At 35.9% G+C, this 24,415-nt stretch carries 25 protein-coding genes; 6 read left to right on the forward strand and 19 right to left on the reverse strand.

Annotated features, from left to right (window positions below; genetic code table 11):
* Nucleotides 1–46: 46 nt before the first annotated feature.
* The 3 genes from ahpC to DAY19_RS07665 form a co-directional block, all read right to left on the reverse strand.
* Nucleotides 47–613, reverse strand: a complete 567-nt coding sequence (gene ahpC, locus DAY19_RS07655) for an alkyl hydroperoxide reductase subunit C (protein ID WP_115361044.1) — start codon at nt 611–613, stop codon at nt 47–49.
* Between the two features lie 196 nt (nt 614–809).
* The gene (locus tag DAY19_RS07660) at nt 810–1,436 is read right to left on the reverse strand and encodes a carbonic anhydrase (RefSeq protein ID WP_115361046.1); all 627 of its coding nucleotides are present in this window, start codon (nt 1,434–1,436) and stop codon (nt 810–812) included.
* Between the two features lie 70 nt (nt 1,437–1,506).
* Entirely contained in the window at nt 1,507–2,076 is a 570-nt protein-coding gene (locus DAY19_RS07665; RefSeq protein WP_199506632.1) for a manganese efflux pump MntP, read from the reverse strand.
* 94 nt (nt 2,077–2,170) lie between these two features.
* Between DAY19_RS07665 and DAY19_RS07670 the strand changes: the two genes are divergently transcribed.
* Nucleotides 2,171–3,139: a hypothetical protein gene (locus DAY19_RS07670; RefSeq protein ID WP_115361048.1), complete on the forward strand. Its 969-nt coding sequence runs from the start codon at nt 2,171–2,173 to the stop codon at nt 3,137–3,139.
* On the opposite strand, the gene DAY19_RS07675 is transcribed toward DAY19_RS07670, so the two are convergent.
* From DAY19_RS07675 to rimK, 6 genes are all read right to left on the reverse strand, one after another.
* The gene (locus DAY19_RS07675) at nt 3,136–4,554 is read right to left on the reverse strand and encodes an outer membrane protein assembly factor BamB family protein (RefSeq protein ID WP_115361050.1); all 1,419 of its coding nucleotides are present in this window, start codon (nt 4,552–4,554) and stop codon (nt 3,136–3,138) included. The genes DAY19_RS07670 and DAY19_RS07675 overlap by 4 nt on opposite strands.
* Nucleotides 4,508–6,799 (reverse strand): PEP/pyruvate-binding domain-containing protein, encoded by a 2,292-nt coding sequence (locus tag DAY19_RS07680; RefSeq protein ID WP_115361052.1) that lies wholly within the window; start codon nt 6,797–6,799, stop codon nt 4,508–4,510. The genes DAY19_RS07675 and DAY19_RS07680 overlap by 47 nt, the downstream gene beginning before the upstream one ends.
* A gap of 92 nt (nt 6,800–6,891) precedes the next feature.
* The gene (gene mtnP / locus DAY19_RS07685) at nt 6,892–7,728 is read right to left on the reverse strand and encodes an S-methyl-5'-thioadenosine phosphorylase (RefSeq protein ID WP_115361054.1); all 837 of its coding nucleotides are present in this window, start codon (nt 7,726–7,728) and stop codon (nt 6,892–6,894) included.
* 5 nt (nt 7,729–7,733) lie between these two features.
* Entirely contained in the window at nt 7,734–8,327 is a 594-nt protein-coding gene (locus tag DAY19_RS07690) for a class I SAM-dependent DNA methyltransferase (RefSeq protein ID WP_115361056.1), read from the reverse strand.
* 66 nt (nt 8,328–8,393) lie between these two features.
* Nucleotides 8,394–9,410 (reverse strand): succinylglutamate desuccinylase/aspartoacylase family protein, encoded by a 1,017-nt coding sequence (locus DAY19_RS07695; RefSeq protein ID WP_115361058.1) that lies wholly within the window; start codon nt 9,408–9,410, stop codon nt 8,394–8,396.
* On the reverse strand, nt 9,411–10,304 hold the full coding sequence (rimK, locus tag DAY19_RS07700) for a 30S ribosomal protein S6--L-glutamate ligase (protein WP_115361060.1): 894 nt from the start codon (nt 10,302–10,304) through the stop codon (nt 9,411–9,413).
* A 528-nt stretch (nt 10,305–10,832) separates the two neighbouring features.
* On the opposite strand from rimK, the gene DAY19_RS07705 reads away from it, so the two are divergent.
* Nucleotides 10,833–11,717, forward strand: coding sequence for a polysaccharide deacetylase family protein (locus tag DAY19_RS07705; RefSeq protein WP_115361063.1), 885 nt, complete (start codon nt 10,833–10,835; stop codon nt 11,715–11,717).
* Between the two features lie 10 nt (nt 11,718–11,727).
* Here the strand turns inward: DAY19_RS07705 and DAY19_RS07710 are convergent, their stop codons facing one another.
* The 7 genes from DAY19_RS07710 to DAY19_RS07740 are packed head-to-tail and all read right to left on the reverse strand — an operon-like array spanning nt 11,728 to nt 18,517.
* Complete coding sequence (locus tag DAY19_RS07710) at nt 11,728–12,195, reverse strand: chalcone isomerase family protein (RefSeq protein ID WP_115361064.1); 468 nt, start codon at nt 12,193–12,195, stop codon at nt 11,728–11,730.
* Nucleotides 12,188–12,880, reverse strand: coding sequence for a fatty acid desaturase (locus DAY19_RS07715; protein ID WP_115361066.1), 693 nt, complete (start codon nt 12,878–12,880; stop codon nt 12,188–12,190). The genes DAY19_RS07710 and DAY19_RS07715 overlap by 8 nt, the downstream gene beginning before the upstream one ends.
* A gap of 12 nt (nt 12,881–12,892) precedes the next feature.
* Nucleotides 12,893–13,930, reverse strand: a complete 1,038-nt coding sequence (locus tag DAY19_RS07720; RefSeq protein WP_115361067.1) for an SAM-dependent methyltransferase — start codon at nt 13,928–13,930, stop codon at nt 12,893–12,895.
* A gap of 9 nt (nt 13,931–13,939) precedes the next feature.
* Complete coding sequence (locus tag DAY19_RS07725; RefSeq protein WP_115361069.1) at nt 13,940–15,196, reverse strand: SAM-dependent methyltransferase; 1,257 nt, start codon at nt 15,194–15,196, stop codon at nt 13,940–13,942.
* Nucleotides 15,193–15,984 (reverse strand): DUF1365 domain-containing protein, encoded by a 792-nt coding sequence (locus DAY19_RS07730; protein WP_115361071.1) that lies wholly within the window; start codon nt 15,982–15,984, stop codon nt 15,193–15,195. Before DAY19_RS07730 ends, DAY19_RS07725 begins: the two co-directional genes overlap by 4 nt.
* Nucleotides 15,981–17,219, reverse strand: coding sequence for an NAD(P)/FAD-dependent oxidoreductase (locus DAY19_RS07735; protein WP_115361072.1), 1,239 nt, complete (start codon nt 17,217–17,219; stop codon nt 15,981–15,983). Before DAY19_RS07735 ends, DAY19_RS07730 begins: the two co-directional genes overlap by 4 nt.
* Nucleotides 17,219–18,517, reverse strand: a complete 1,299-nt coding sequence (locus DAY19_RS07740; RefSeq protein WP_115361075.1) for a DUF1295 domain-containing protein — start codon at nt 18,515–18,517, stop codon at nt 17,219–17,221. Before DAY19_RS07740 ends, DAY19_RS07735 begins: the two co-directional genes overlap by 1 nt.
* A gap of 280 nt (nt 18,518–18,797) precedes the next feature.
* Here DAY19_RS07740 and DAY19_RS07745 point away from each other — a divergent pair, with 280 nt between their 5' ends.
* Complete coding sequence (locus tag DAY19_RS07745) at nt 18,798–19,358, forward strand: sigma-70 family RNA polymerase sigma factor (RefSeq protein WP_158536838.1); 561 nt, start codon at nt 18,798–18,800, stop codon at nt 19,356–19,358.
* Nucleotides 19,355–20,047, forward strand: coding sequence for a cupin domain-containing protein (locus DAY19_RS07750; protein ID WP_115361078.1), 693 nt, complete (start codon nt 19,355–19,357; stop codon nt 20,045–20,047). The genes DAY19_RS07745 and DAY19_RS07750 overlap by 4 nt, the downstream gene beginning before the upstream one ends.
* A gap of 7 nt (nt 20,048–20,054) precedes the next feature.
* On the opposite strand, the gene DAY19_RS07755 is transcribed toward DAY19_RS07750, so the two are convergent.
* Nucleotides 20,055–20,945: a cation diffusion facilitator family transporter gene (locus DAY19_RS07755; protein WP_115361080.1), complete on the reverse strand. Its 891-nt coding sequence runs from the start codon at nt 20,943–20,945 to the stop codon at nt 20,055–20,057.
* Between the two features lie 88 nt (nt 20,946–21,033).
* On the opposite strand from DAY19_RS07755, the gene DAY19_RS07760 reads away from it, so the two are divergent.
* On the forward strand, nt 21,034–21,753 hold the full coding sequence (locus DAY19_RS07760) for a DUF3750 domain-containing protein (protein ID WP_115361082.1): 720 nt from the start codon (nt 21,034–21,036) through the stop codon (nt 21,751–21,753).
* Between the two features lie 46 nt (nt 21,754–21,799).
* A complete protein-coding gene (locus DAY19_RS07765; protein WP_115361084.1) occupies nt 21,800–22,147 on the forward strand; it encodes a zinc ribbon domain-containing protein YjdM in 348 nt (115 codons plus the stop codon).
* On the opposite strand, the gene egtD is transcribed toward DAY19_RS07765, so the two are convergent.
* Both egtD and egtB read right to left on the reverse strand, forming a co-directional pair.
* Nucleotides 22,144–23,130 carry an L-histidine N(alpha)-methyltransferase gene (egtD, locus tag DAY19_RS07770; protein ID WP_115361086.1) on the reverse strand — a complete coding sequence of 329 codons (987 nt, stop codon included), beginning with the start codon at nt 23,128–23,130 and terminating at the stop codon, nt 22,144–22,146. The genes DAY19_RS07765 and egtD overlap by 4 nt on opposite strands.
* Nucleotides 23,130–24,365, reverse strand: coding sequence for an ergothioneine biosynthesis protein EgtB (gene egtB / locus DAY19_RS07775; RefSeq protein WP_199506633.1), 1,236 nt, complete (start codon nt 24,363–24,365; stop codon nt 23,130–23,132). The genes egtD and egtB overlap by 1 nt, the downstream gene beginning before the upstream one ends.
* Nucleotides 24,366–24,415 lie beyond the last annotated feature (50 nt).

A 24,415-nucleotide genomic window follows, 5' to 3' on the forward strand; every position in this document is an offset into this window, starting at 1 on the left:
GCACGAAGCCCCCCTATATATCTAGTATTCTGTATAAGAATAATTCCTAGATTTTACCTACAAGGTCTAGACCTGGCTTAAGTGTTTCCGAACCTGGCTTCCACTTAGCTGGACAAACTTCATCTGGGTGCTCAGCAATAAATTGAGCAGCTTGAACTTTTCTCATTAGTTCATCAGCGTTACGTCCAATTCCGTTGTCTTGAACTTCAGCAAGCTTAATTTCACCAGCTGGGTTGATTAGGAAAGTCCCTCTATAAGCAAGACCTTCTTCTTCAATATGAACACCAAATGCTCTAGTTAATTGACCAGTTGGGTCTGCAAGCATTGGGTACTTGATCTTCTTGATTGTTTCAGAAGCATCATGCCATGCTTTGTGAGTGAAGTGAGTATCTGTTGATACAGAGTAAACTTCTACACCCATTTTTTGGAATTCTTCGTACTTATCTGCCATGTCACCTAGCTCAGTTGGACATACGAAAGTAAAGTCAGCAGGATAGAAGAAAAGGATAGACCATTTTCCTTCTAGGTCTTTTGCTGTAACTGTTTTAAAGTCATCGTTTACGTAAGCTTGTACAGAAAAGTCTTGTACTTTTGTGTTGATTAAAGTTTGCACTTGCATCTCCTTTATAAAAGTTTTCAGTGTTTAATTCTTGCCTAGAATTATGGCAATAAATCAAGAAATTCTCTAATATTAATTGTCTAATATGTGATAGATTTCACCTATCAAGAACGGTAATTACAATAGATCTTGCTTATGTGTCGCATCAAAAAATAAGTCGGCCATATTGCTCTAAATAAGTGAGACGCGGTTAGTCGAGATGATATATCTCCATGATTTCACTAAGAATCTTATCAAAATCGATGTTGAGATCCTTGAGCTCACCTGAATGAACATCAAAAACCCAACCATAGACCTTAAGCCCTCTTTCACGGTTTGCTTTTTGAACAGCAGCAGTCTTTATGGCATTGATACATTGTTCCTGAACATTTAGCTCAACAAGGCGCTCATATCGCTTATCTTCGTCTTTAATATTATTGAGTTCAGTTTTGTGAGTGCGATATACATCTCTGATATTTCTAAGCCATGGATTAAGAATACCAAGGTCTTGGCTTTCCATTGCGGCCTTTACTCCACCACATCCGTAATGCCCGCAAACGATGATATGGTCAACTTTAAGATGTTCAACAGCGTAGTTTAGAACACTCATGACGTTTAGATCAATACTTATAACCATATTGGCAATATTACGATGAACAAAAACCTCTCCAGGACCGGCCCCCATAACTTCTTCAGCAGTTACTCGACTATCTGAGCATCCGATATAAAGATAATTCGGGTTTTGGCCCGCACCTAACTTTTCAAAGAATTTCTCATCCTCGTTAAGCTTTGCCTTCACCCATTCTTTATTATTTTTGAAGATATTTTTGATATCCATTAATTCACCTATTTGATTATATTCGATAAATAATATGTGAATCTAATGAATTTGCCAATTACGCTTTAAGTTATAATCCCTCTAGAAGGAACTTAACCGCCAGACTTTGAAGAATAATTGCTGCAATAATGCTAAAAATAGGCCCAAGCTTATCTGAAGCACGTTTTGCAATGCTCATTCCAACAATTGTTGAACAAAATGCCCATCCACCGATGGAGATAATATATGGAGTTAGCACCTTTCCTGATGCACCAATTGTCACACCAACAGCAAAGGCGTCAAGACTTGTAGCAAATGAAACGAGTATTACTTTAAAAATACTGTGGAATTCTTTTGGTTTTTCTTCCTCATCTTCGTGCTTACCACTCAATTCTTCATAACCTTCATAGGCCATATGAATGGCAACAGCAGTTAAGAGTCCAAACGATATCCAGTGATCAATATAATCAAATTGTGCAATAACTTTCGCACCAGCAATGGCACCTAAGAATGCAACTAGCGCTTCTGCACCACCTGAAGAGAAAGCAAATTTTATCGAATCACTAAACTTATGAGGACGAGCTCCCATTGCAACAGCAGCAGAAAAAGAATCCGCACAAAGGACAAGCCCAATAACTACAACTTCAAAATAATTAATCATAAGTACTTATAATACTGTTTGATAAGCTAGACAATGATTATTCTTTTTTTCACACTACTGTCCTAAATGGTATTTTTTTAATATTGTCATATCAATGAAATACTTAATTCTCATACTCTCATTTAGTACTTTTGCATCCCTTGAAAGCGTTGACTCTTACTTTAATGATGACGAGTTAAATAAGGTTCGAAACCAATCTGAATTTGAGATTGATCAATGCCATGATGTTAATAATATTAGCTTTGGTGAGAGCATAGAATATTTCATAAAAGAATTAGCAAATAAGAAACCAACATTTCTTCATGTGGCATCAATTTATAATATGCCTTCAAAAATGGAAAACCAAGAGGCCGTAGGACTACTTAGTCACCCTCTATGCCTAGTCTCTAAGAAAAGCCTTTCTCAAACAATTAAAAAAGTTCCTGATGATAAAACCATTGAATTAGCGAATCGCTTTGCAAGTGAACATAATGAATACCGTTCACTAGGCCATAGAGATGAGCTAAAGAAACTATGGGCAAGATTCTTTGGATGCCTTGCTTATACTGAAAGCTTAACGACTGCTGATACAAAAGCCAGTAAGAAGCTTGCAAAGAAATATGGACCTAGAAAATATAATAAACCGGATGGAGTAAAGTTCTACTACGATAAGTGGCAACCAAAAGTGAGTCGTTTAAATATAGGCCTCTTTCAATTCACACCAAATTACGCTGGCAATATTAAGCCCTGCGTGGATTCATGGAATCACTTCTACCAAGAAGAGAAATGTCAGATCAAGAATAAGGGCCAAGATAATTTGATAAGAGTTTTTGGCTCAACCACACAGCAATTTAATGCCTATTGTGGAGTCCACAAGGTTATTCAAGCATTTTCAGTTCAGCTTAATACGCAAACAAAGAAGTTCACTCACCCAAATAATACTGAATCAGGAAAGTTAAAAGAGTCGAATAAGAGATGTGTCAGCCCACACTTCTATGCAGGCTGGTCTTATAACCACTTTGGGCCTCTTCAAAACTCAACAGGTGATAACCTGGGAAAGCTTATGTCCTGTATTTATCACTAATTTTTAAAATATTTAATACTTCCCTTCATCCCAAAGACAATATGTCCCTTATCTAGGATTAAAGTATCCGCAAAGATATTCTCAGGCTTCTCACCTTCAGAAAATAAACGGGATTTGAGAAGGCTTCCATCATTAAGATCTAAGTAAGATATCTTTCCAAGGCGATCAATAAAGATCAGCTTCTCTCCATCATACTTCATTGATGAGTAGTTATAACCGAGCTTCTTCTTGCGACTCTCATACTTCCACTTAAGTTCGGAAGTCACACTATTCCAAGCATAGACACGTCCATCAAAGTCATTAAAAACAACAATATCATCAAAGACCAAAGGCTTTCCAATTACAGGTGAATCAATTTCAACAGAACTAACTCTCCCCCCTATTGAATTAAAGCATACAAGTCCACCAAGCTCAGACTTCACATGAAGTTCACCTTGAATAAAGCAAATATTCTCACGTGTTGCAACAGGTCCATACCAACTTGAAAGAGGTAGCTCTTCACGCCAAATTTGCTTTCCACTCTTGGCATCAATTTTATAAGCAAAAGGTCTGGCCTTGCCAAGATCTTCTTCAGGAACACCACTTGCAACATAAACGGCATTATCTTTTAAAAGAACAAAGGCATCCATATGGCCACCTTCAAAATGCCAGATTTCTTTCATTGTTTCAGGATCAATTGCATAGAGGCCATCGCCACCAGCTGTTTGAAAAAGATAGTCCTTTCCTTCAATTGTGTGAATGACAGGAAGAATCTCTGTATGCCCCTTAGTTTTAAAAGAGCCTACAACCTTCTTTGTCTTAGGATCAAATTTATAAACCCTCATATGATGAGAAGCATGAAGCCCTTCGCCAAAATATAAGAAGCCTTTAAAATAGACAGGAGTTGGCGACAGAAACTTACCAAAGAAAATCTTATTCTTTATGGCCCCAGTTTCTATATCCAAAACAAAGAGATTACCTTCTTTAGATCCAACAAAAAGCTCTCCATCGACAACAGTACCGGAAGCAAAGATTCCTTCAGGTACAACTTGTTGCCAAATAAAATTTTCAGGATCAACATTTATTGGGTCTTTCTTATAAGTGATATCACTATTAAAAGTATCTTGAATAAATAGAGGTACCGGCCCATGCTTTATATATTGATAGGCTTCCATTCCACCGTAGATAAGAAGATTAAAAATCATTGCAGAGATTAACACCTTAGGCTTAAGTAAAACCTCAAGAAGCTTTTTTGGCCCTTCGGCCTTGAGCTTAACCCCAAAGAGCCCTGCAATAAATGTTGCAACAACAGTAATTCCTGTACTTAGAAAAGCTAAGGGTAACAATACCGTTGGAACAATAGAGTAACTATAGTCACTACAAAAGTTGTTATTGCATGAGTTTAATACTTCCAGAATTTCCATCAACGAAAACATCCTCTCCACCTTTAAATTTAATATGACATTGTTTAATTCCACTCACAGCTGGAATTCCCATTTCTCTGGCAACAATTGCACAATGTGACAGAACACCACCACGCTCAACAATGATCCCACTTGCTTTAGTGAAAACTGGTGTCCATCCTGGATCAGTTGATTGAGCGACGACAATTGCATTTTCAGGCCATTCAATCTCTTTCCAATTTGAAGGATTATTGATGACAACAACCTTGCCCCTAACCATTCCTGAAGATAGTCCTTCTCCGACTAGATTGCTTGAAGACGCTTCTTCATTACCATCAATAACAGACTTTATTTCTCTTAAAGAAGTAACTGTTGAGAAGTTGAAGTTTCGAAACATTTCAATCTTATGCTTTCTTTCTCTGATAAGGCTTAAGTAACTACTTTTAAAATTCTTTATCTCATGGATATGAAGATAGAAGATATCATTTAAGTCATCTAATTTATATCGACGTGCGATTTCTAAACAAAGATATCGAATATGGGCATAAGGTTTTAAAATCGCCATTTTCCACTTCTCTCTTAGCTCTAAGAGATCCTTTAAAATCTTCCACTCTTCTAAGATCAAAGTTTTTTTAAATGACTTCATTGCCATAATTTCGGCTTCAACATCATCTAATGTATGATTATTTTTTTCTTTTACATACTTCTCTAAGGGATAATCATAGAATGCATCATCACCAATTTCTGCCCATCTCTTAGCACTGAGATCGAGCTCTCCCGGACCACGATGACCATAGCGAGCAAGAAAGTTGTGACGAGCATTGGGCTTTGCACATGCTTTTTTAAAGTAGAGTCCCATTTTAAATGTTTCTGAATTTATTCCTGCTCCAGACCATCTCTTAATTAAGTGATCTGCCTCTTGAGGAGTATAGATACTTTTTAAAAGAGATATTAAGGTTTGAATTGTTGTCTCTGTTAATGAGATCAAGATATAAGGCCATACCAAAGTTCTCTCACTAAATAGTGATGACTCTTTTGAGAAGCGACTTAATAGATCTTCCAATGTCCAATCTTGATAGATCTTACTATCATATGGCCTTTTATTAATAACAGAAATATCCACTAATGCCTTTGTTGCATCATTAATAACTTCTTTTCTATGTGTATTGATTGAGAGGCCAACCTTCAACATTCTCCACATTGTCTGAGGCGTTTTCATAAGAATGTGTGGAGTAACTTTTGAAAAATGAAATTTTAAATGCGGCCTAGGAATTGGCTCTATTGTATAAGGGATTGGACCAAAATACATTTGCCCAAGCTTTGAAAGGTTAATATAACTTCGTCCAAAGACTTCATCCATTAAACACTCATCTTTACTGAAGCCGACATAACCAAGCTCTTGCAAAGCCTTATCGAATGCCTGATCCTTCCTAAATGAATTGGCCCAAATCTCAGTTGTTAATGTTGTTGGCGCTGTTGTCCATTCTGCAAATGTCTGTCCATCCCAGACTGTGTCTTGAGGATAAATTGACTCTAATCTTTCAAGTTCCTCATGGCCAATTCTCTTAAGATTTGAAATTGAAGCTTTTGCTGTAATTGGCCTTGCTTGAAGAAGATAGACAATCCCCTTTTTATCAATGGCCCATTCAATATCAAAATCATCCTGATACTTATCTTCCACAAGTTTTGCACAACGAATAATTTCATCAATTTGTTCAGAAGTTATATCTGGGCTTACTCTTTGAGACTCACTCAAGATTGTGGGAGTTCTTTTCCCAGAAACAAGATCTTCGCCGACTCCATCAATATATTCAAGCATCCAAGACTTAAACTTCCCTCTTGGGTCTTTTGAAAAATAAACTCCTGAAAAAGATGGATCAATCATACGCTGAATAACAACGTTCATTGGGACTTCTTTAGAGCTTCCTAAGAAATGTTGGCGATAGGCTTTTGAAGATTCTTTATTAATTGAGTTAAAGCAGTCAGTAATCGCTCTTTTTAAATCACTATCATTATCGACATAGAGGAATGTGGAATTCTGGCCAGCAAAACTATTCTCTTTCGAGTCTTCCCCTGTAGCAGAACTTCTAACTGCCAAAGAGTATTCTCCATCTTTAGCAAATTGATAAACTTCCTCTAATTCTCTATCTGATGGCATTGCATCCAAGATAATTCCATTAGGAACAGGAATATTCATCTGTGCCATCATGGCAAGCATATAGGCTTTTCCACCTACTTGTGTTTTGTCTTCAGGTAAATTTTCAAAATAATATAACATCGGTCCATCCTCTCAATAAACTTATATCGTTTAAGAGTCAAAGAAGACATGATGTATATCATGAAAAACAATAATAACAGAACAGAAAGAAATTAATTTAAGAGAATATCTAAGATTTCCTGTTGCTCTTTTGTTCTTAAGCTCTTGTCAGTTACCACTGCGTTAAGATTGGCCTTTTCAGAGCTTTTCTTATCCTGATAAATCTTAGGTATTAAGTGCTTTAATAGCTCTTTTACATTAGACACATTCTTATTAATGACTGCTGTGATCTCTTCTAGTGAGCAAGCTTCATCTTTCCAACAATCGTAATCAGTTACAAGTGCTACTGTCGCATAAGCAATCCCTGCCTCTACTGAGAGATAGCTTTCAGGAACATTAGTCATTCCAATGACACTGGCACCAAAGCTACGATAGAGTTCACTTTCGGCACGACTTGAGTATTGAGGTCCTTCGATACAAATATAGCTGCCACCAAAGTGAAAGTTTGTATCAACTTTGTTTTGAACAGATTTGATCGATTCGACAAGCTCTAGCGAGATTGGTTGTGCAACAGAGACATGTCCCACAATCCCATCTTCAAAGAAGCTTCTTTTGCGTAGTCCTTTGGTCCAATCAATAAATTGATCTGGCATAAAAAAGTCACCTGGAGCGACTTCTTCTTTTAATGACCCTACAGCTGAGATTGAGATTATATGAGTCACTCCTAACTTCTTAAGAGCAAAAATATTGGCACGATAATTTATATCAGAAGGAGAAATATGGTGTCCTACACCATGTCTTGTGACAAAGAAGAATTCGTAATCAGAAACCTTGAGTTTTTTTATCTTACTACTAGGTTCCCCAAATGGAGTCTGTATTTCTAGAGATTCAACTTCCTCTAAAATATCGAGGTCATAAACCCCACTTCCACCAATAATTCCTAATTTCATATATCCTACTTATAAAATACTGCTAAGAATTGATTATACTTCTTTAAATTCTTAGTTCGTGTATTAATAGTTGTAATCTCAACATTTAAACCAGCAGCATCGGCCCATCCAACAATTTCTTCATTTGAAAAGCCGAAGTGCTTTACACCCATTGCTTTAGGGTCGGGATGGAAACTACCGTCTTCAGTCTCAAGATCCACAATGGCCATCTTCCCCCCATCTCTTAACATTGAAGCAAGTTTAAGAGTCATTTTATCTGGAGAATCAAGGTGATGAAAAGTCATTGAACTTATAATGAGGTCAAACTTTTCATCTAAGTCAACTTTTTCTAAATCAATATTTATCGAACGAATATGATCTTGGTCACTTGTCTTCTTGTTAAAGACTTCAAGCATACCGTGTGAAGTATCAACCCCTGTTATACTTTTTGCGATATTTATGAATTCAAGGCCAAAAAGTCCAGTACCACATCCAAAGTCTAGGATATCCACTTCTTTTGAAATATTTAAAACCTGAAGAGTTTTTTGCGCTAACTCTCCCATTAACTTAATTTTATCTTCTGAATCCCATGTATTTGCAGCATGATTAAAATGAGACATATTAAACTCCAACTATTTTGATATGAATATTATGATACTTCACTAAAAGTAGCCAATCGCTTTGCATTAAGCTTCAAAATCAAAGTAATCAGATAATTCACCTTCATCATCTGCTAAATCATCAGGGTTATAATCATCTAGAAAACCGATATGATAAAGAGCGTCTCCGGCCATAACAAGAGATGAAGTACTCATTCCCAGAATAACTCCATCATGCTCCATGCGAACTTTAGTAATGAGATCACCAGACATCTGACGTAGCTCTCCTACAACCTCACCCTCTTTAACAATTTTACCGTACTTTGCTTTATTTAATAGAAGACCACCACGGGAGGCCCGTGTCCATTTTCGTCTTTTTATAATAAATTTTTCACCAATAAATTCTTTCTTCGATTTTATCATTCCATAGTGCGACAGAATACTATTGATGAGATTTAGTCCATACTTGGCAATGGTTTCATCAATTCTAAGTCCTTCCCCTCCTTCAAAAACGATACATGGTTTACCTAATTCGCTGATTGCTTCTCTAAGTGAGCCATCACGTAAAGCACTATTTACAACAAGTGGTATACTCACATTTTCGACGAGTTCGTGCATTCCAGGAGTACTCAAATCACAACGGATTTGAGGTATATTAAAGCGGCCAGCACCGCCAGAGTGTAGATCAATAAAAACATCACCATAGCGAGTAACATTCCTAAAGATAAAATCTGCAAAGCGAGATCCAAAGTTCCCTTTATTCTTACCAGGAAAGCAGCGATTAATATCTTTTCGATCCGGAAGGTAACGGTGCTTATTTAAGAAACCATAGATATTGACAGTAGGAAGAACAATTAAAGTTCCCTTTAAGAGCTTCATCTTTTTCTTCATAAGAAGCTGGGCCGTACGAAGTCCATTAATTTCATCCCCATGCATGCAGGCGGTGACAACCACACAAGGAGAAACTTCTTTAGTCGCCCGATAAACGTAGACTGGAGCCTTAACTTTTTGAAGTCCATAAAATGATGGAAAATCCACAAAGTCCAGACGTGGATAGCCGATTTCGTAATCTTCAATATCTAAATCAAATAAAGAACTCTTCAATTAAATATCCTTTTTTACACTTTCGAAATTCTTCTCAATATATTCAATTATTTTAACGGCAATATTCTTCTCATTAGTTCCCTCAATTCCTTCAAGACCTGGAGATGAGTTAACCTCTAATATCTTTGGTCCACTGCCTGAGCGTATAATATCAACTCCGGCCATATTTAACTTCATGGCCTTTGCTGCCGCCACTGCAACTTTTCTTTCTTCGGGAGTAATTTTAACTTTTATCCCAACACCGCCACGGTGAATATTAGAACGAAACTCACCTTCTTTTGCCTGTCTCATCATGGTAGCGATAACCTTATCCCCTACAACAAAACAGCGTATATCTGCACCTTTTGCATCCTTAACAAATTCTTGAACAAGGAAGTTTGCATGCAACACTCTAAAGGCATCAATTAGGCTTTCTGAAGCTTTATGGGTTTCTCCAAGAAGAACACCTCGCCCCTGAGAGCCTTCAAGAAGTTTAACAACGAGAGGCGCCCCACCAACTAACTCAATTAACTTATCAGTTTGTTGAGTTGTTTTTGCAAAACTTGTTTTAGGAAGTGGTAATTCCTTATGTGAAAGGATCTGCATTGAGCGTAGCTTATCTCTTGAGCGTCCGATAGCATTTGAAGAGTTCAAACAATAAACTCCCATCATTTCAAATTGACGAACAATGGCCATTCCATAGGCACTAATACTAGCACCAATACGTGGAATTACAGCATCAACATTACTTAGCTTTCTCTTCTTATAATGAACCATTGGTGAGCCAGAGGTTACATCAACAAAGCAATCACTTGGATGAACAACTTCAATCTTATGACCTTTTTTCTTTGCTTCCTCTACCAGTCTCTTAGTTGAGTAGAGGTTCTTATTTGAAGATAAAATAACAATATTCATAATTTCTCCATAAATGATTACATTCAATTTTACAGTGATTTTACTCTGAAAATTCTCTTTTAAGTAAATAGAAAAGTTAAAAAAATTTAACTAGACTCAACAAGCTCCATATTCAAAAACCACATCTCTAAATATATATATACCATAGATTAGATAAGATGACTTAACGCCACAGGACAAGAAAATTAAGATTTTCTTAATTTTACGTTTATATCTTACGATTATTAAATCAGAAAAAATAATCTTGCGGGTTTCACCTCACTAAAGCATGATTTTAATCATAGCAAGGATTAAAATTTACATACAAAACCACTAATTTCTTATGAATAACAAACTTCTCTCTCTCCTCCTCATTTTTAGACACTTTTATTAGATAAAATCTTTTTACTTTTTTTCATGGTCAAATATTCACCTGAAAATAAAATAAAATTTTTTATTCATTTTACAATTTTGGTTTACAAAACTTCCCTTTTCATACAAATAGGACTGCGAAATCTTAAAACTCTAAAGGTATTGGTAGGTATTTGTATGGCGATCAATCTTATTATTAGCATGGACTGGGAAGGTATCTCTTTAGAGCATAAGAACCTTTCGGCCATTAGTCAGTTCAAACAAAAATGGAATGCACCTATTGTTCATTACAAGAATGCCGCTTATTACACCAATAAACGTCTTGAAAATATGGATATCAACAAAACAATGAAGTCTGTTATCTCTCAAGACGATGAAATTGGTCTACATCTCCATACCCCTCGCCACTTTGTACAAGCGGCAGGTGTTATGCCAAGAATGGCGCCATGCTTTAGCAAATACGGTGATTACAATGCTGGCGATATGAATGGCCAGGAAGTAATGCTTGTTGCTTATAACAAAGATGAAGTAAAGGCCATGATCCAATATTCACTAGAGAAATTAAAGAGTAACGGATTTGATGCCATTCATTCTTTTAGAGCTGGCGGATGGATGTCTGATGAAAGAGTTTGGGAAGCACTTGTTGAAACAGGTATACCAATTGAAAGTTCTGCAACAAATTACAACCTACTGAATGGAAGCTCTTGGGAAGGAGACAATCTCCAACGCTATATTTCCCTCATTTGGGGAGAATTGAATGTTCTATCTCGTCCATATTATCTTCAAAACTTCTGCGGAAGTCTTTTTGAAATTCCTAATAACCTAGGGGCCATTGATTATTGGAAAGAGCAGACTATTGATGATCACCTTGCAGCAATAACTGATCACTATAACGCCAATGAAGATATGTATTTAGTTATTAATTCTCACCAGGAAACTGCCCAAGAGAACTTTCACAAACTAGATAATTTTCTGAGTCGCTTAACTGATGATTATGGTGATGAAATAAACTTTACAACAAATAAAGATATTTATTTTAACGAATTAAAGAAGAATAGTTAAAAGGGAAGAACTACTTCCCTTTTATCAATTTCTCTTTTAAGTCCTCATCAACACTTTGTGGGCCAATCCATGGAGAATGCACAATTGAGAATAACTTCTTATCATCTTTTTTAGAAGAAATGGTTTCTCCATTCTTTTGAATAATAACATCTGAACCGTTTAGTTTATATATTGCCAAAACATCGCCTTCTTTAACATCAACGGCATTATTCTTTAACCATTCTAATTGTTTTTCAACCCCTTTAAGTTTACCTAGGGATTCATCCCAACCAGCTTGAGAATGTTTACGCTCTACATCTCTTAAGTAAGTAATCTTAATTAATTCATCATCTGAGACAATACTTTTAAAATAACTAACTTTATATACATCCCAGAAGTAATATGAAAGAACACCTTCTCCAACGAGCTTAAAGTCCTTATCAATTTTGGCCATTACAAGCATAGGAAATAATAAAACTAATATTAATAACTTATTCATATTGAATGACTCCTATTTTCCTCAATGGAATTAAAGTGAGATAAGTAAAGTCTAGCTCAAATGAATTAGTCGCAAAGTTTATGCTATTTTCTTTAGCATGATGATTATTTTGATATAACTCACCCATCATAAGGAAATCTATAATTAAAGTATTCTTTGAATGATCATCGAGATCATGGTTTCGATAACCGTACTTATGGCCACACCAATTCACAATGGCCCCGTGTATTGGACCAAGTAAACTATGGATAGGAACAAGAAGTAAAAACCAAAGAGAATCTGTAAAAAGTAAGTACATGAGTGCGTAAAACACAACAAAGAGAGATCTGACGGGAATAGAGTCAGCAATAGCAACAATTTTGGGAAAAGTTTCACGTTGCGTTTTTACACTCATGTACTTACGGTATGTATGTAACATCATATCGACAATATTCTTACTAACAACAGGAGAATGAGGGTCTCCCTCTAGATCCGAATGAATATGATGCTGCATATGTAAAGTTTTGTAATGTTGAGGGCGAAGAAAGCTTGGACCTTGCGATAAGATCGTGAGTATCAAAAAGAATCGATCCCAACCACGCGACATCTTACATTGATCGTGAGAAATATAGCGATGCAAGTAAAATGACTGGCAAAATAACGATAAATACCAATGAATAAATAGAAATCCTATCGCAAAATACATACTAGCTCCGTTTTACTCTGAGGCCCTAACTAATTTCTTATTGAATAAGAAGTGGCCAACAAACCACTCATCTCCATTATTATGACCAAAGAGTTCAGCACAAGAGGCAAAGAAGATTTTCCATCTTTCAAACCATAATTTTGCATCTTCTGCTCCATAAGTATCAGCAAGAACATTCATGAGAGCTTTTTCATGTTTATCCATATTTTTAAACCAAGCTTCTGAAGTTTCTTGATAATGCTTACCATTTACTTTCCACTTCTCTTCTAAAGAAAGTGAATCTTGCACTCTTTCAAAAAGGTCAAAACTTGGCATGACACCACCAGTGAAGAAATACTTCCCCATCCAGTTATCATCACCCTCAGTTTCAAAAAAGTATGAAGCACTCTTATGACAGAAGATATGAATGAAGACCTTACCATCATCCTTTAGCCAACTAGCAACCTTTTCAAAAAGAACATTATAATTTCTCATATGCTCAAACATTTCAATTGAAACAATACGATCAAATTGCTTATCGATACTAAAAGTATTCATATCTTGCGTTAATATCTTTAAATTACTAAGCCCACGACTCTTTGCCTTCGATTCAATAAATTCACGTTGAGACGATGAATTTGAAATGGCCGTAACTTTTGAATTTGGATACTTTTTTGCTAGATATAGAGTTAAAGAACCCCATCCACAGCCAAGTTCAAGAATATCCATTCCATCTTCAAGTTGCGCTCTTTTACAATAAAGTTCAAGCATCGCTTCTTCTGCTTCATCAAGAGTCTTTACTCCTCTTTCAAAAAGAGAACTTGAATACTTTAAATTTTTACCAAGAACTAACTCAAAGAAACCAGCTGGTAACTCATAATGTTGTTCATTGGCCTTATCTGTATCTTGAGCGATAACAGATGAATTAAGCTCACCTAAGATGCCATCTCGATGAAAACTGAAGTTCTCATAAATTTCGTCTTGTCTTTGCTTAATTAGCTTTCTAATTCCTACACGAATTAACGGATCAGGAATATAACCTCTTTCAGCAGCATTCATTAAAAATGACATATATTCTCCTTAGTTACGATAAAGTGGTTTTCCAAAAGTTAAATGAGAAACACCAATGGCCCTTTCATGGAATCCACCGATGCAATATGAGAAGTAAAAGTTCCATAATCTTATAAATTCCTCATCTTCTCCAAGTTTTGGGATTTCATGAGTATTTGTATTAAAACGTTTTTTCCATTCCTCAAGAGTTCTTGCATAATGTGATGTAAAGTCCACTTGATTATATAAACGCATATCTGAAGTAGACTTAAATGATGAAAGAACAGCATGAATTGAAGGAATAAAGCTTCCAGGGAAAATAAACTTTTTAATGAAGTCTAATTCCTTTACGGCACGGTCATATTCTTGATCGTTAATTGTAATGATCTGAAGTAGGGCCAGCCCATCCTCAACTAAAAGATCAGATATCTTTTGCGTATAACTATCTAAAAACTGCTCACCTACTGCTTCAATCATTTCGATTGATACAACACGATCATACTCACCTTTTAGAAGACGATAATCATCTTTCAATAAAGTGATCTTATCTTCTAAACCTTCTTTAGCAATTCTCTCTTTTGTTACACGATACTGATTATCTGATATTGTTGTCGTCGTAACGTGGCAGTCATAATTCTTTGCAAGATAAATCGCCAATGCACCCCAACCAGAACCAATCTCAAGAATACGATTTTCAGCTCGTATATCGAGGCGCTCTGCGATTAGCTTAAGCTTTGCTTGCTGTGCCTCCTCTAGTGTTGATTCTTCGTTTTCAAAAAATGCAGATGAGTACATCATTGATTCATCTAAAAAGTGTTCAAAAAGCTCATCTGGAAGATCATAGTGCGCTTTAATATTCTTCTTTGAACCATCAATCGTATTCCTGTCTTGCCAATACTCAATTAGCCTTGCAGGCTTTAGAAGATTAACAAGGCCTGAGTCCACTTGACTGAGTGTAGACTTATTTAAAGCAAATAGTCTCATAACATTATCAAGATCATCAGTGTCCCATTTCTTAAGAATATAAGACTCTGCTGCACCTATTGATCCTTTAGTGAAAACATCAACAAAGAAAGAAGGATCATTGACCTTGATTTCAGCATTAACAAGGATATCACCTTTACCAACCTCAGTAGTGATATCTTGTTCAATAATCTTAAGACGTCCATATTGAAGATCATCTAATGATTTAAGTATTAGCTTTCTAATGGATCTTGTTAAAAAACCATAGTTTGATAGCGCTTGTACTTCAGGGTATTTCTGAAGAGTTTTATAGTCTGGTTTCATAATACACCTTCCTTATTTTTATCTGAGATTATTGATTTACGACTGTCTGGGTTTGGATGATCAAAGAATGGAATTCTTTTCATCCATAGTCTTAATGCTTGAAAATATATTCCAAATATCATTTTAAAAGTCATTAGCGGATGTTTAAAAAGCATTCGATTTAAAGAACGAGATGAAATATTAACCCGTTTTAACTGAAGTCCTGCATAGAAGACTGCACTGCCTTTATCCAAGCTTGTCATATGAATTCTAAGAGAATTCGATGGCACAAAGAATTCCCAAATATATTTAATATCCATTGGGAAAAATGGTGAGATATGAAATTTCTTATCAAGCTTAATTTTTAATGATTTATCATTTACTTCCTCTCCATCAAAGACATAACAATAACGCTCACCCCAAGGAGTATTTTCAATTTCTGCCATTAAGGCATCAAGCGTCTCCCCATCCTCTTTATAACAATAGTAAAAGCTCACTGAGTTAAAACAATAACCAAAGAAGCGTAAATTTGTTAAAAGTCTTACTGGCCCATTTGGTCTTCTACCAATCTTGTTTTCAACAGTGTTAAATACTTCTTCTTTCAGTGGTTTTGACTTATCGCCATGGTAATCTCTTCTTCGAAAAGAAATAAAGTTCAACTTTTCAAGAGACCAAAACTTTGATTTAGAAAAGACTTCATCAAGTTCATCTAAATCAATATAGCTCAGAAATAACTTATACTTGAAGTTATGCTCTTTAGGTGAATAACGGTTATGAAGGACTTCTCCTTCGTAGAGGCAGCTTTTCATATCTTCTCCAGTTCCTCTACAACACGAAGAGCACTGAAAACACCATCTTCGTGAAAGCCATTACGCCAATATGCTCCACAATAGTGAGTACGATTCTTCCCACTTATATCTTTCCAACTTTCTTGTGCCTTCATCCCCTCGAGAGAGAATAATGGATGCATATAATCCATTTTTTTAAGTATTTTCTTCTCATCTATTTTTCGATATGGGTTTAGAGTGACATTGAACAAATTCTTACTCTTTAACTCTTGTAAGATATTCATATTATATGTCACTGTGGCCCCTACTTTTCTTTCAATAGGAAGTTGATAATTCCATGCGGCCCAAGCAAGCTTCTTCTTTGGAAGAAAACTTCGATCTAAGTGTAGGTATGTTGGATTAGCAATATAAGGAATTGAAGAAAGAACCTCGCTCTCTTTTTGTGTTGGAGCATCTAAAATCTTTAATGAAACATCACTATGTGTTGCAAAAATAACATGATCAAATTTTTCGCTCCCATTTTTTGTTTCCACAACAATGTGATCATCATGACGAATAACTTTTTGAACGGGAGTATTTAATCTAACACTATCCTTAAAATGTGGAAGCATTTTATCAATATATGAATTTGATCCTCCATCAATTACATACCACTGCGGACGATCATCAACCTCTAGGAAGCCGTGATTTTCAAAAAACCTTAGTACGAATTTAGCAGGAAATTGCCATACATCTCTTGGGTCAGTCGACCATACCGCGGCCATCATAGGAACAATATAATATTCAATGACGCTATCTTTAACTTTTCGTGATTCAAAAAATGCTTGAAGAGAGATATCTCCATTATCATTAGAGAGAAAATCCTTGGCCTTCTTATTAAAGTCAATTATTCCCTTTAGCATTGAATAGAATTTCGGTCTTAAAAAGTTTAATCGCTGAGCAAATAGAGTGTTAAATGAGGTTCCATTGTACTCAAGACCAGTTTTATCACAGCTGACACTAAAGCTCATGGATGTCGGTTTATAGGCAACATCTAATTCTTCAAGAAGTTTTAGAAAGTTTGGATAAGTCTTTTTATTAAAGACGATAAACCCAGTATCAACACGATGTTTTTCACCATCTAGCTCAATATCGTGAGTATGAGTGTGCCCACCAAGATAATCATTGGCCTCAAATAGAGTAACGTCGTGCTTACTTGAAAGTTTGTATGCACATGTTAAACCAGAAATACCAGAACCAATGATTGCTATTTTCACTACTCCCCCTTCAGCCTTTTCTTAATGTACTTTGTGACTGATCCGAGAACAGGAATATGTTCATATATAAATTCACCCATATCAAAATAGTCGCGGTGATAGCTTACAAGTCCATTTTCATTAAACTTTATGACTGAGTTTCCATGAAGAATAACTGGTTTTCCTGAGTTTAGATTTGGAGTTCTCAAAATCATTTTCCATACTCCCACATGATTAGAACCATTTGAGATAATATCCGAGAACTCAAATTTGATATCAGTTACACCTTCATAAATACCTTTGTAATATCCCTTAACTTCATCGATTCCCTTATGGCGTCCAATAGGGTCAATAAATAGAGCATTAGGAGCATAGAAGTTATCAAGAATATCGACGTTATCAGCTCTTAATTCATTAAAGACCTTCTCTATTCGTTGGGCCTGAGATTTCGTTTGTGCATTATCATCTTGCGCGTATGCCATATCCACATTGCCTCCTATTAGTAATAAACTTGTCATTAAAATAATTATTGTGTTCACCTTTGGAAACCAAAGTAGAAAGCGGTTCGTTCTTTCTTGGTATTTACGGTAAAGATCACCCTTAGACTTTAATGAAGACTCCTCTGCCGGAGGTACTCCTGTTACTGAAGTAATAAGATAAAGCATGATCAAATACGGTATTAAACCGATAAATGAAATAGGTGCTGAACTAAGTCCATATACCCCAAAGCCGGCCCAGATTAATGTTTCAAAAAAATAATTTGGATGTCTTGAGTATTTCCAAAGACCGATATCACAGACTTTTCCACGATTTTCTTTATTGGAAACAAACCTTTTAAGCTGAGAGTCAGCGATTAGCTCCCCAATAATTGCAATGGTAAAAATTAAAATTCCAAAGTAATTTGATATATCAAAAGTTGGATTCACTATCGCTAAGTAGAGAGGGATAGCTAAGACAACATTTAATAAGGCCTCACCAACAAATAGCCCATAGAGATAGACTCCATACATGACTTTCCACTTTTTCTTTAACTCTATATAACGTTTATCTTCTCCCGTTTGTCTTATTCGAGTAAAGAGATGTGTGCTTAAGCGTGCAGACCAGATTCCGTAGAGACAAAATAGCACAATAGCATTTAAGTTTTCAAAGAAGTTTTGACCCTCTGGGTAGTTAAAATATAAAACTCCCATAATTAGAAAGAAGCTTGAGCACCAATAAAAGTCTAAGTAAGCAAATACCTTAACTCGAAAAGAGATGTACCAGCCAATCGTAAAGTAGACTAGAAGCAGCGCTGTGATAATCAGTATACTTTCAAACACGTTTGATCCTTTTTAAGTCAGTTATCCTTATGCCTATTAGTACGCATAAGGCTTAGAAATAGATCAGTTAAATAAGAAAAAAAGCACAAAACAATGTAATTTTAACAACTTACCCCCAGTCTTTTATATTAAATAAGAAAAAATCAACTTTAATGTGATCCATTTTTTGATTCATCTCGTAATGAATAATATGAGAGTAATAAATATGCAGGATCAAGTTTTAGCGAATTTAGGACTCAGATGTGATAGACTAATTCCTATTATTAGGAGACATCACAAAGTGCAATTGGGCCTAACTGAATTAGAAAACTTGATTCGAGAAATCGCTCAGGAAAAATCAAGACATGCTTTTAAGAAGCTATTTGATTTCTATTACCCAAAGGCGATGAACTACCTCCTTAAAGCTGGATTATCAAAGGAAGTTTGCGCAGAGCTTTCTCAAGAGGCCATGCTAAAGGTTTGGAAGAAGTCTTCCTCATACTCTCCAGAATTGGCCAATGTTAATACTTGGCTATTTACAATAATAAGAAATACAAAATATGACTATTTAAGAAAACAAAGCCGTGATCCTTTAGCAATCATAAGTGCTGATGATGTTTTTGATGAAAATATTCACACACTTGATTCTACGCATGAAATTGAAGAGATTTATCAAAGAGCGCAAACTCAAGAAATGATAACTAAACTCTCTCAAGATCAGCAGGATGTTCTCTACGGTATATACCGAGAAGGACTAACTCAGTCGGAATTTGCTCACATGCGTGACATCCCCCTGGGGACAGTAAAATCACGGGTAAGACTAGCTATTAAAAACTTAAAATTACTAATGGAGGAGAAGTGAATAAGCTTTATCATCCTGACACAAATTTAATAAGAGACTATGTTAACGCTAAGTTACCAGCGGGAGCTTCTCTTCTAATATCAACTCACTTAAGTGAATGTGAGGACTGCCAACAACATATGGCCACACTTACAAACGAGGAAGCTCAAGTCTTTTTTGGTGATGATAGTGAGATCAAAAAAGATGAAGTGGACGATGCGTTTGAAAGCCTCTTTAATCGTATAGAAGATGAAGAAAGTGAAACGATTGTAAATATTAAAGCCAAGCAAAATACTGCAACGATTAACTTCGGGGATAAGGTATTTGAATTACCTGAAAAATTGGCCTTTGCGGCAGAGAAAAACCTTAATTGGAAAGAGTTCGGTAATGATTGCGGTGTGGCACAAATTACAGAAGGTGCCGGTGGTGGTCTTTTCTTTATCTACATGGGACCAGGAGAAACTGTTCCAGAGCACGGCCACAGTGGACGTGAATATAGCTATGTTGTTGATGGTTATTATTACAGTGAAGGAACTCGTTTAAGTAATGGTGACTTTTCTGTATTTGATGAAAAAGATACTCATGCACCAGCAACTGCAAGTGATGAAGGATGCTTAGTGGTTTCATTTGTTGAAAACCGCCTTAACTTCTTTCAAGGATTATTGGCACCATTAAATCGCCTACTCTGGTGGTACCTTAAGAGGTCTTAGAAAGTTATTATTCGCAGCAATCAGTTGAAGATTCAAACTCTATTGTGGAATAGACTACATGATGACTAGATAAAACCTCTTTAATACTTTGCTTTAAAATGTCTAAGTCCCTTGCCTTTGTTTCCGGCGCAACAAGAATATGAAATCTTAAATAGAATGATTCATTATCTAATGACCAACCTTTTATAGCATGCATATCTTTTACAAGCTCTAAGGCCTCAACCTCTTCTTTTATTGTATTCATCTCAATTTCATCAGGAAAATGCTGAAGGAATATTAGTCCAACTTTTTTAAGATTATGATAAACACCTCTTAGAATAATAAATGAGATCAAGATCGAAAGAATCGAGTCTAAAATATACCAAGGCTTAAAATGAAGTATTACACTGACAATAAGAACGGCCACCCACCCCATTAAATCTTCCAATAGATGGTACATAACCATTTTTTGATTTAGACCACTCGTCTTAGACATGCGATAAGCAGCAACCCCATTCACCACAATTCCCAATAAGGCCAACCATAGCATTCCCATTGCCTGAACAGGCTCAGGTGCCATTATTCTTTGAACTGCTTCGTAAATGACAAAAATACTACCAGAAAAAAGAATTAGGCCATTTATAAGTGCCGATAGAATCGAAAAACGACGATAACCGAAAGTAAATTGATTATCCGCTTCTTTCTTACTTAATTTTTCTGCGAAGTATGAAAATAAGAGAGCAAGGCTATCTCCGATATCATGGAGAGCATCTGAATAGATGGCCACACTATTTGTTAAGTAGCCGCCTATTAATTCAATCACAGCAAAACTAGCATTGAGGAAAAATGCGATTAAGATATTCTTGCCATTCATATCACCATGGTGATGGTGGTGATGATGGTGATGTCCTCCAGACATAAGGGCTCCTCAGATTCTGTGTAATTATTCATATTATTAATGATTAAACCGTAGAATTCAAGAGGGATACGATGTTATAATCTCTAGTATGAAGTTGATTAATACACTTACTCTTTTATTTCTAATTTTATCTTGTTCATCAAAGTCGTGGAAAGAGACATCACGTGAAAGTGCAGGAATTGCGCCAAAGGCCAATGAGCTAAAGGAAGATATTGTACAAGTCTATTATGCACGAGCTTTTTCCTGGCGAGGCAACTTTGCTGTTCATCCATGGATTGCTTGGAAGAAAGTTGATGAAGAACAATACACTGTAGCGCAAGTTACTTCATGGAATATCAGAAGAGAAGGTAGCGCCATTAGAATTGAAAAGGACCTTCCTGATCGTTTATGGTTTGATAATATACCAACCCTAGCCTTTGAGGCACGAGGTAAAAAAGCCTCTACCATCATTGAAAAACTAAAGCCTTTAATTGAAAATTATCCGTATAAAGATCTTTATCGTATTTGGCCTGGACCAAACTCAAATACATTTGTTTCCTATCTAAATCGCAATATCGAAGAATTGGATATTGAACTTCCACCTCATGCCATTGGTAAGGATTACCTAGGCACTAATAAATTTATTGCTCCAACAGCATCAAACACTGGCTACACCCTATCGGCCTTTGGGCTCTTAGGTGTAACATTTGCTAGAGCAGAGGGAATTGAATTCAATCTCCTTGGGTTAAACTTTGGTGTCGACTTTGCTGATCCAGCACTTAAGCTGCCTTTTGCTGGACGTGTTGGCTATCCAGACCGCTCACTATGATATTTATTATATTTACAAGCGATGGCGTTAGGATTAATCTAATTTCATGACTGAAGAAAATCAAAAATGCCCAAAATGTGAGTCTCCATATGCTTACTCAGATGGACAATTATGGAATTGCCCTGAATGTTTTCATGAATGGAGTCTAGATGCTAACAATGAAGAAACTGAACAAGAACATCAATTCCTTGATGTTAATGGGGCCCCGCTACAAAATGGCGACTCTGTTACAGTGATTAGAGACCTAAAGGCCGGCAAGTCCACAATCAAGTCAGGAACAAAAGTAAAAAATATTCGCTTACTTGATGATCCTGTTAACGGACACGATATCTCATGTAAAGTTGATGGCCACGGATCAATGTACTTAAAGTGCTCGGTAGTTAAAAAAGCTTAGGCTTTTACAACTCTCCATAATGAGTCAATAAAGTATTCATTCTTATCAGTAAAATGTTTTGCGACTTGAAAACCACTATCAAAGCACATTGTTTCAATGTCACCTTTTGTATATTTGAAAGAATATTCTAGGTGTAGTGGTTCGAAAGCTTCAAAGTGAAATGCTTTCTTCAATGACTTTATATAAACTGATTGATCCTTCTTTGGAAGCAAGTAGCTCTCCATTGCTCCTATTTTTGGATTAAATATTCCTACATGCTGGAAATTCTCTGGTACAAAATTACCACCTAACTCTTTATTTATACGCTCTAATAGATTTAGATTAAATTCTTTTGTGTACCCACTAGAATCATTATAAGCGGCCGTGAGTTTCTCAACATCTTTTTTAAGGTCAAAACCAATAAGGGCCATATCATTTGCCTCTAGTCCATTCCACATATGCTGTAAGAAGTAGTGACTTTGATGACGATTAAAGTTTCCAATATTTGATCCCAAAAATAAAACAAGCTTACGGTTTCTAGACCTTTCATTAATATAGCGAAGTCCTTCAAAGTATTCTGCGACAACACCATGTACTTGAAGATTCTCGTTAGGAGTAATGACTTGTTCAAGTTGCTTCATTGCCTCTGCTGATATATCGATAGGATAATAATTTACTGTTTTCCCGCTTTCTAGTAATCCTTCAATAATTAATTTACTTTTATGGCCATCTCCAGCACCAAGTTCAACAATATCCACTTCATCTTCTGAAATGATATTAGCAATTTCTTTATTAGCTTGCTTTAAAATTTCGTACTCAGTACGAGTTAGGTAATAGTCTTCATGTTTAGTTATTTTTTGAAATAACTCACTTCCCTTATCATCATAGAAGTATTTAGTTGATAGCATTTTTTCGTCACGACTTAGCCCATTAAGCACATCGAGAGCAAATTGTTCTTTGTCGTTAATATGATTTTCATAATTTACTAAATTAGATATTTCCATTACTTATCCTTGGCAATTCTTATTCCTGAAAACATCCAACGTTGGTGTGGACGATAAAAGTTACGATATGTTTTTCGATAATGATTACTTGGAGTACCAAAGCAGCCGCCTCTTAATACAAATTGATTACACATAAATTTCTCATTGTACTCTTCGAGGCTTCCTAGAAATGATTCATAACCTGGGTATGGAGAATAATGAGAAGATGTCCAATTCCACAATTCATGAGGTCCTTCATCAAGGCCTAATTCGCATTCAAATTCACTAGGTAAACGATAGCCGGCCCATTTTGAAAAGGCATAAGCCTCATAGTAACTAACATGGCAAACACTTGCATTTGGATCAACTAAGCCTAATCCTCCAAGAGTATACTCAAACCACTCTCCATCATTTAAAGACCAATACAGTGGTGCTTTTATTTTGTTTTCTTTAACCCAGTCGTGTCCATCACTTGGCCACAGTCGAAAATCTTCATAACCACCATCATTAATGAACTCTAAATATTCACTATTAGTAATTAATTGTTGCCTGACAGAGTACGAAAGAATCACTCTTTCATGATTTGGTTTTTCATTATCATATGAAAAATCCTGACCATTAAAGCCTACTTGATAAATCCCACCTTCAACATTTTTCCACTGATTCCTTGAGCGAAAAACTTTTAATGGCCAATACTGGTAATAAGCAGGATTACAAGGATTCATGGCAAATATATATTTGATATCCATTAGTAATAATTCTTGGTGCTGTTGCTCGTGATTTAAGCCGACCTCAAGTAAGAATTCAATTTCTGAAACAGGATCCATATTAGTTAAAACTTCACACATATAGAAATCGACATACTTACGATATTCATAAATCTCATTTACTGTAGGACGAGATAGATGTCCCCTCTGCCCTTGCAACCAGTGATTCCCAACGGATTTATAATATGAGTTAAATAAATAAGAATAGCCCTTATTGTATCGCTCATAATTATCGAGATACTTAGCTAAGATAAACTCTTCAAAAAACCATGTGGTATGAGCAAGGTGCCACTTAGGTGGACTTACTTCTGCACAAGGCTGAACAACATAATCCTCAATCTCTAAAGGCTTACATATATCTTCCGTTTCCTTTCTTATATTAAGATAGATAGAAGTTATATCATTTTGGATTACGTGAAAGCCAATCTCTCCCTTGGCCTTATTTATTTTGAATAGATTTTCTGAATTAAAGTTTATAGCTCCCCCCACATTAATTCTCGATGCAATAAAACGCTACCGTGGGAGGGTGATGATAGAAA

Origin of the sequence: Halobacteriovorax vibrionivorans (assembly GCF_003346865.1) — a bacterium.
Lineage (GTDB): Bacteria > Bdellovibrionota > Bacteriovoracia > Bacteriovoracales > Bacteriovoracaceae > Halobacteriovorax_A > Halobacteriovorax_A vibrionivorans.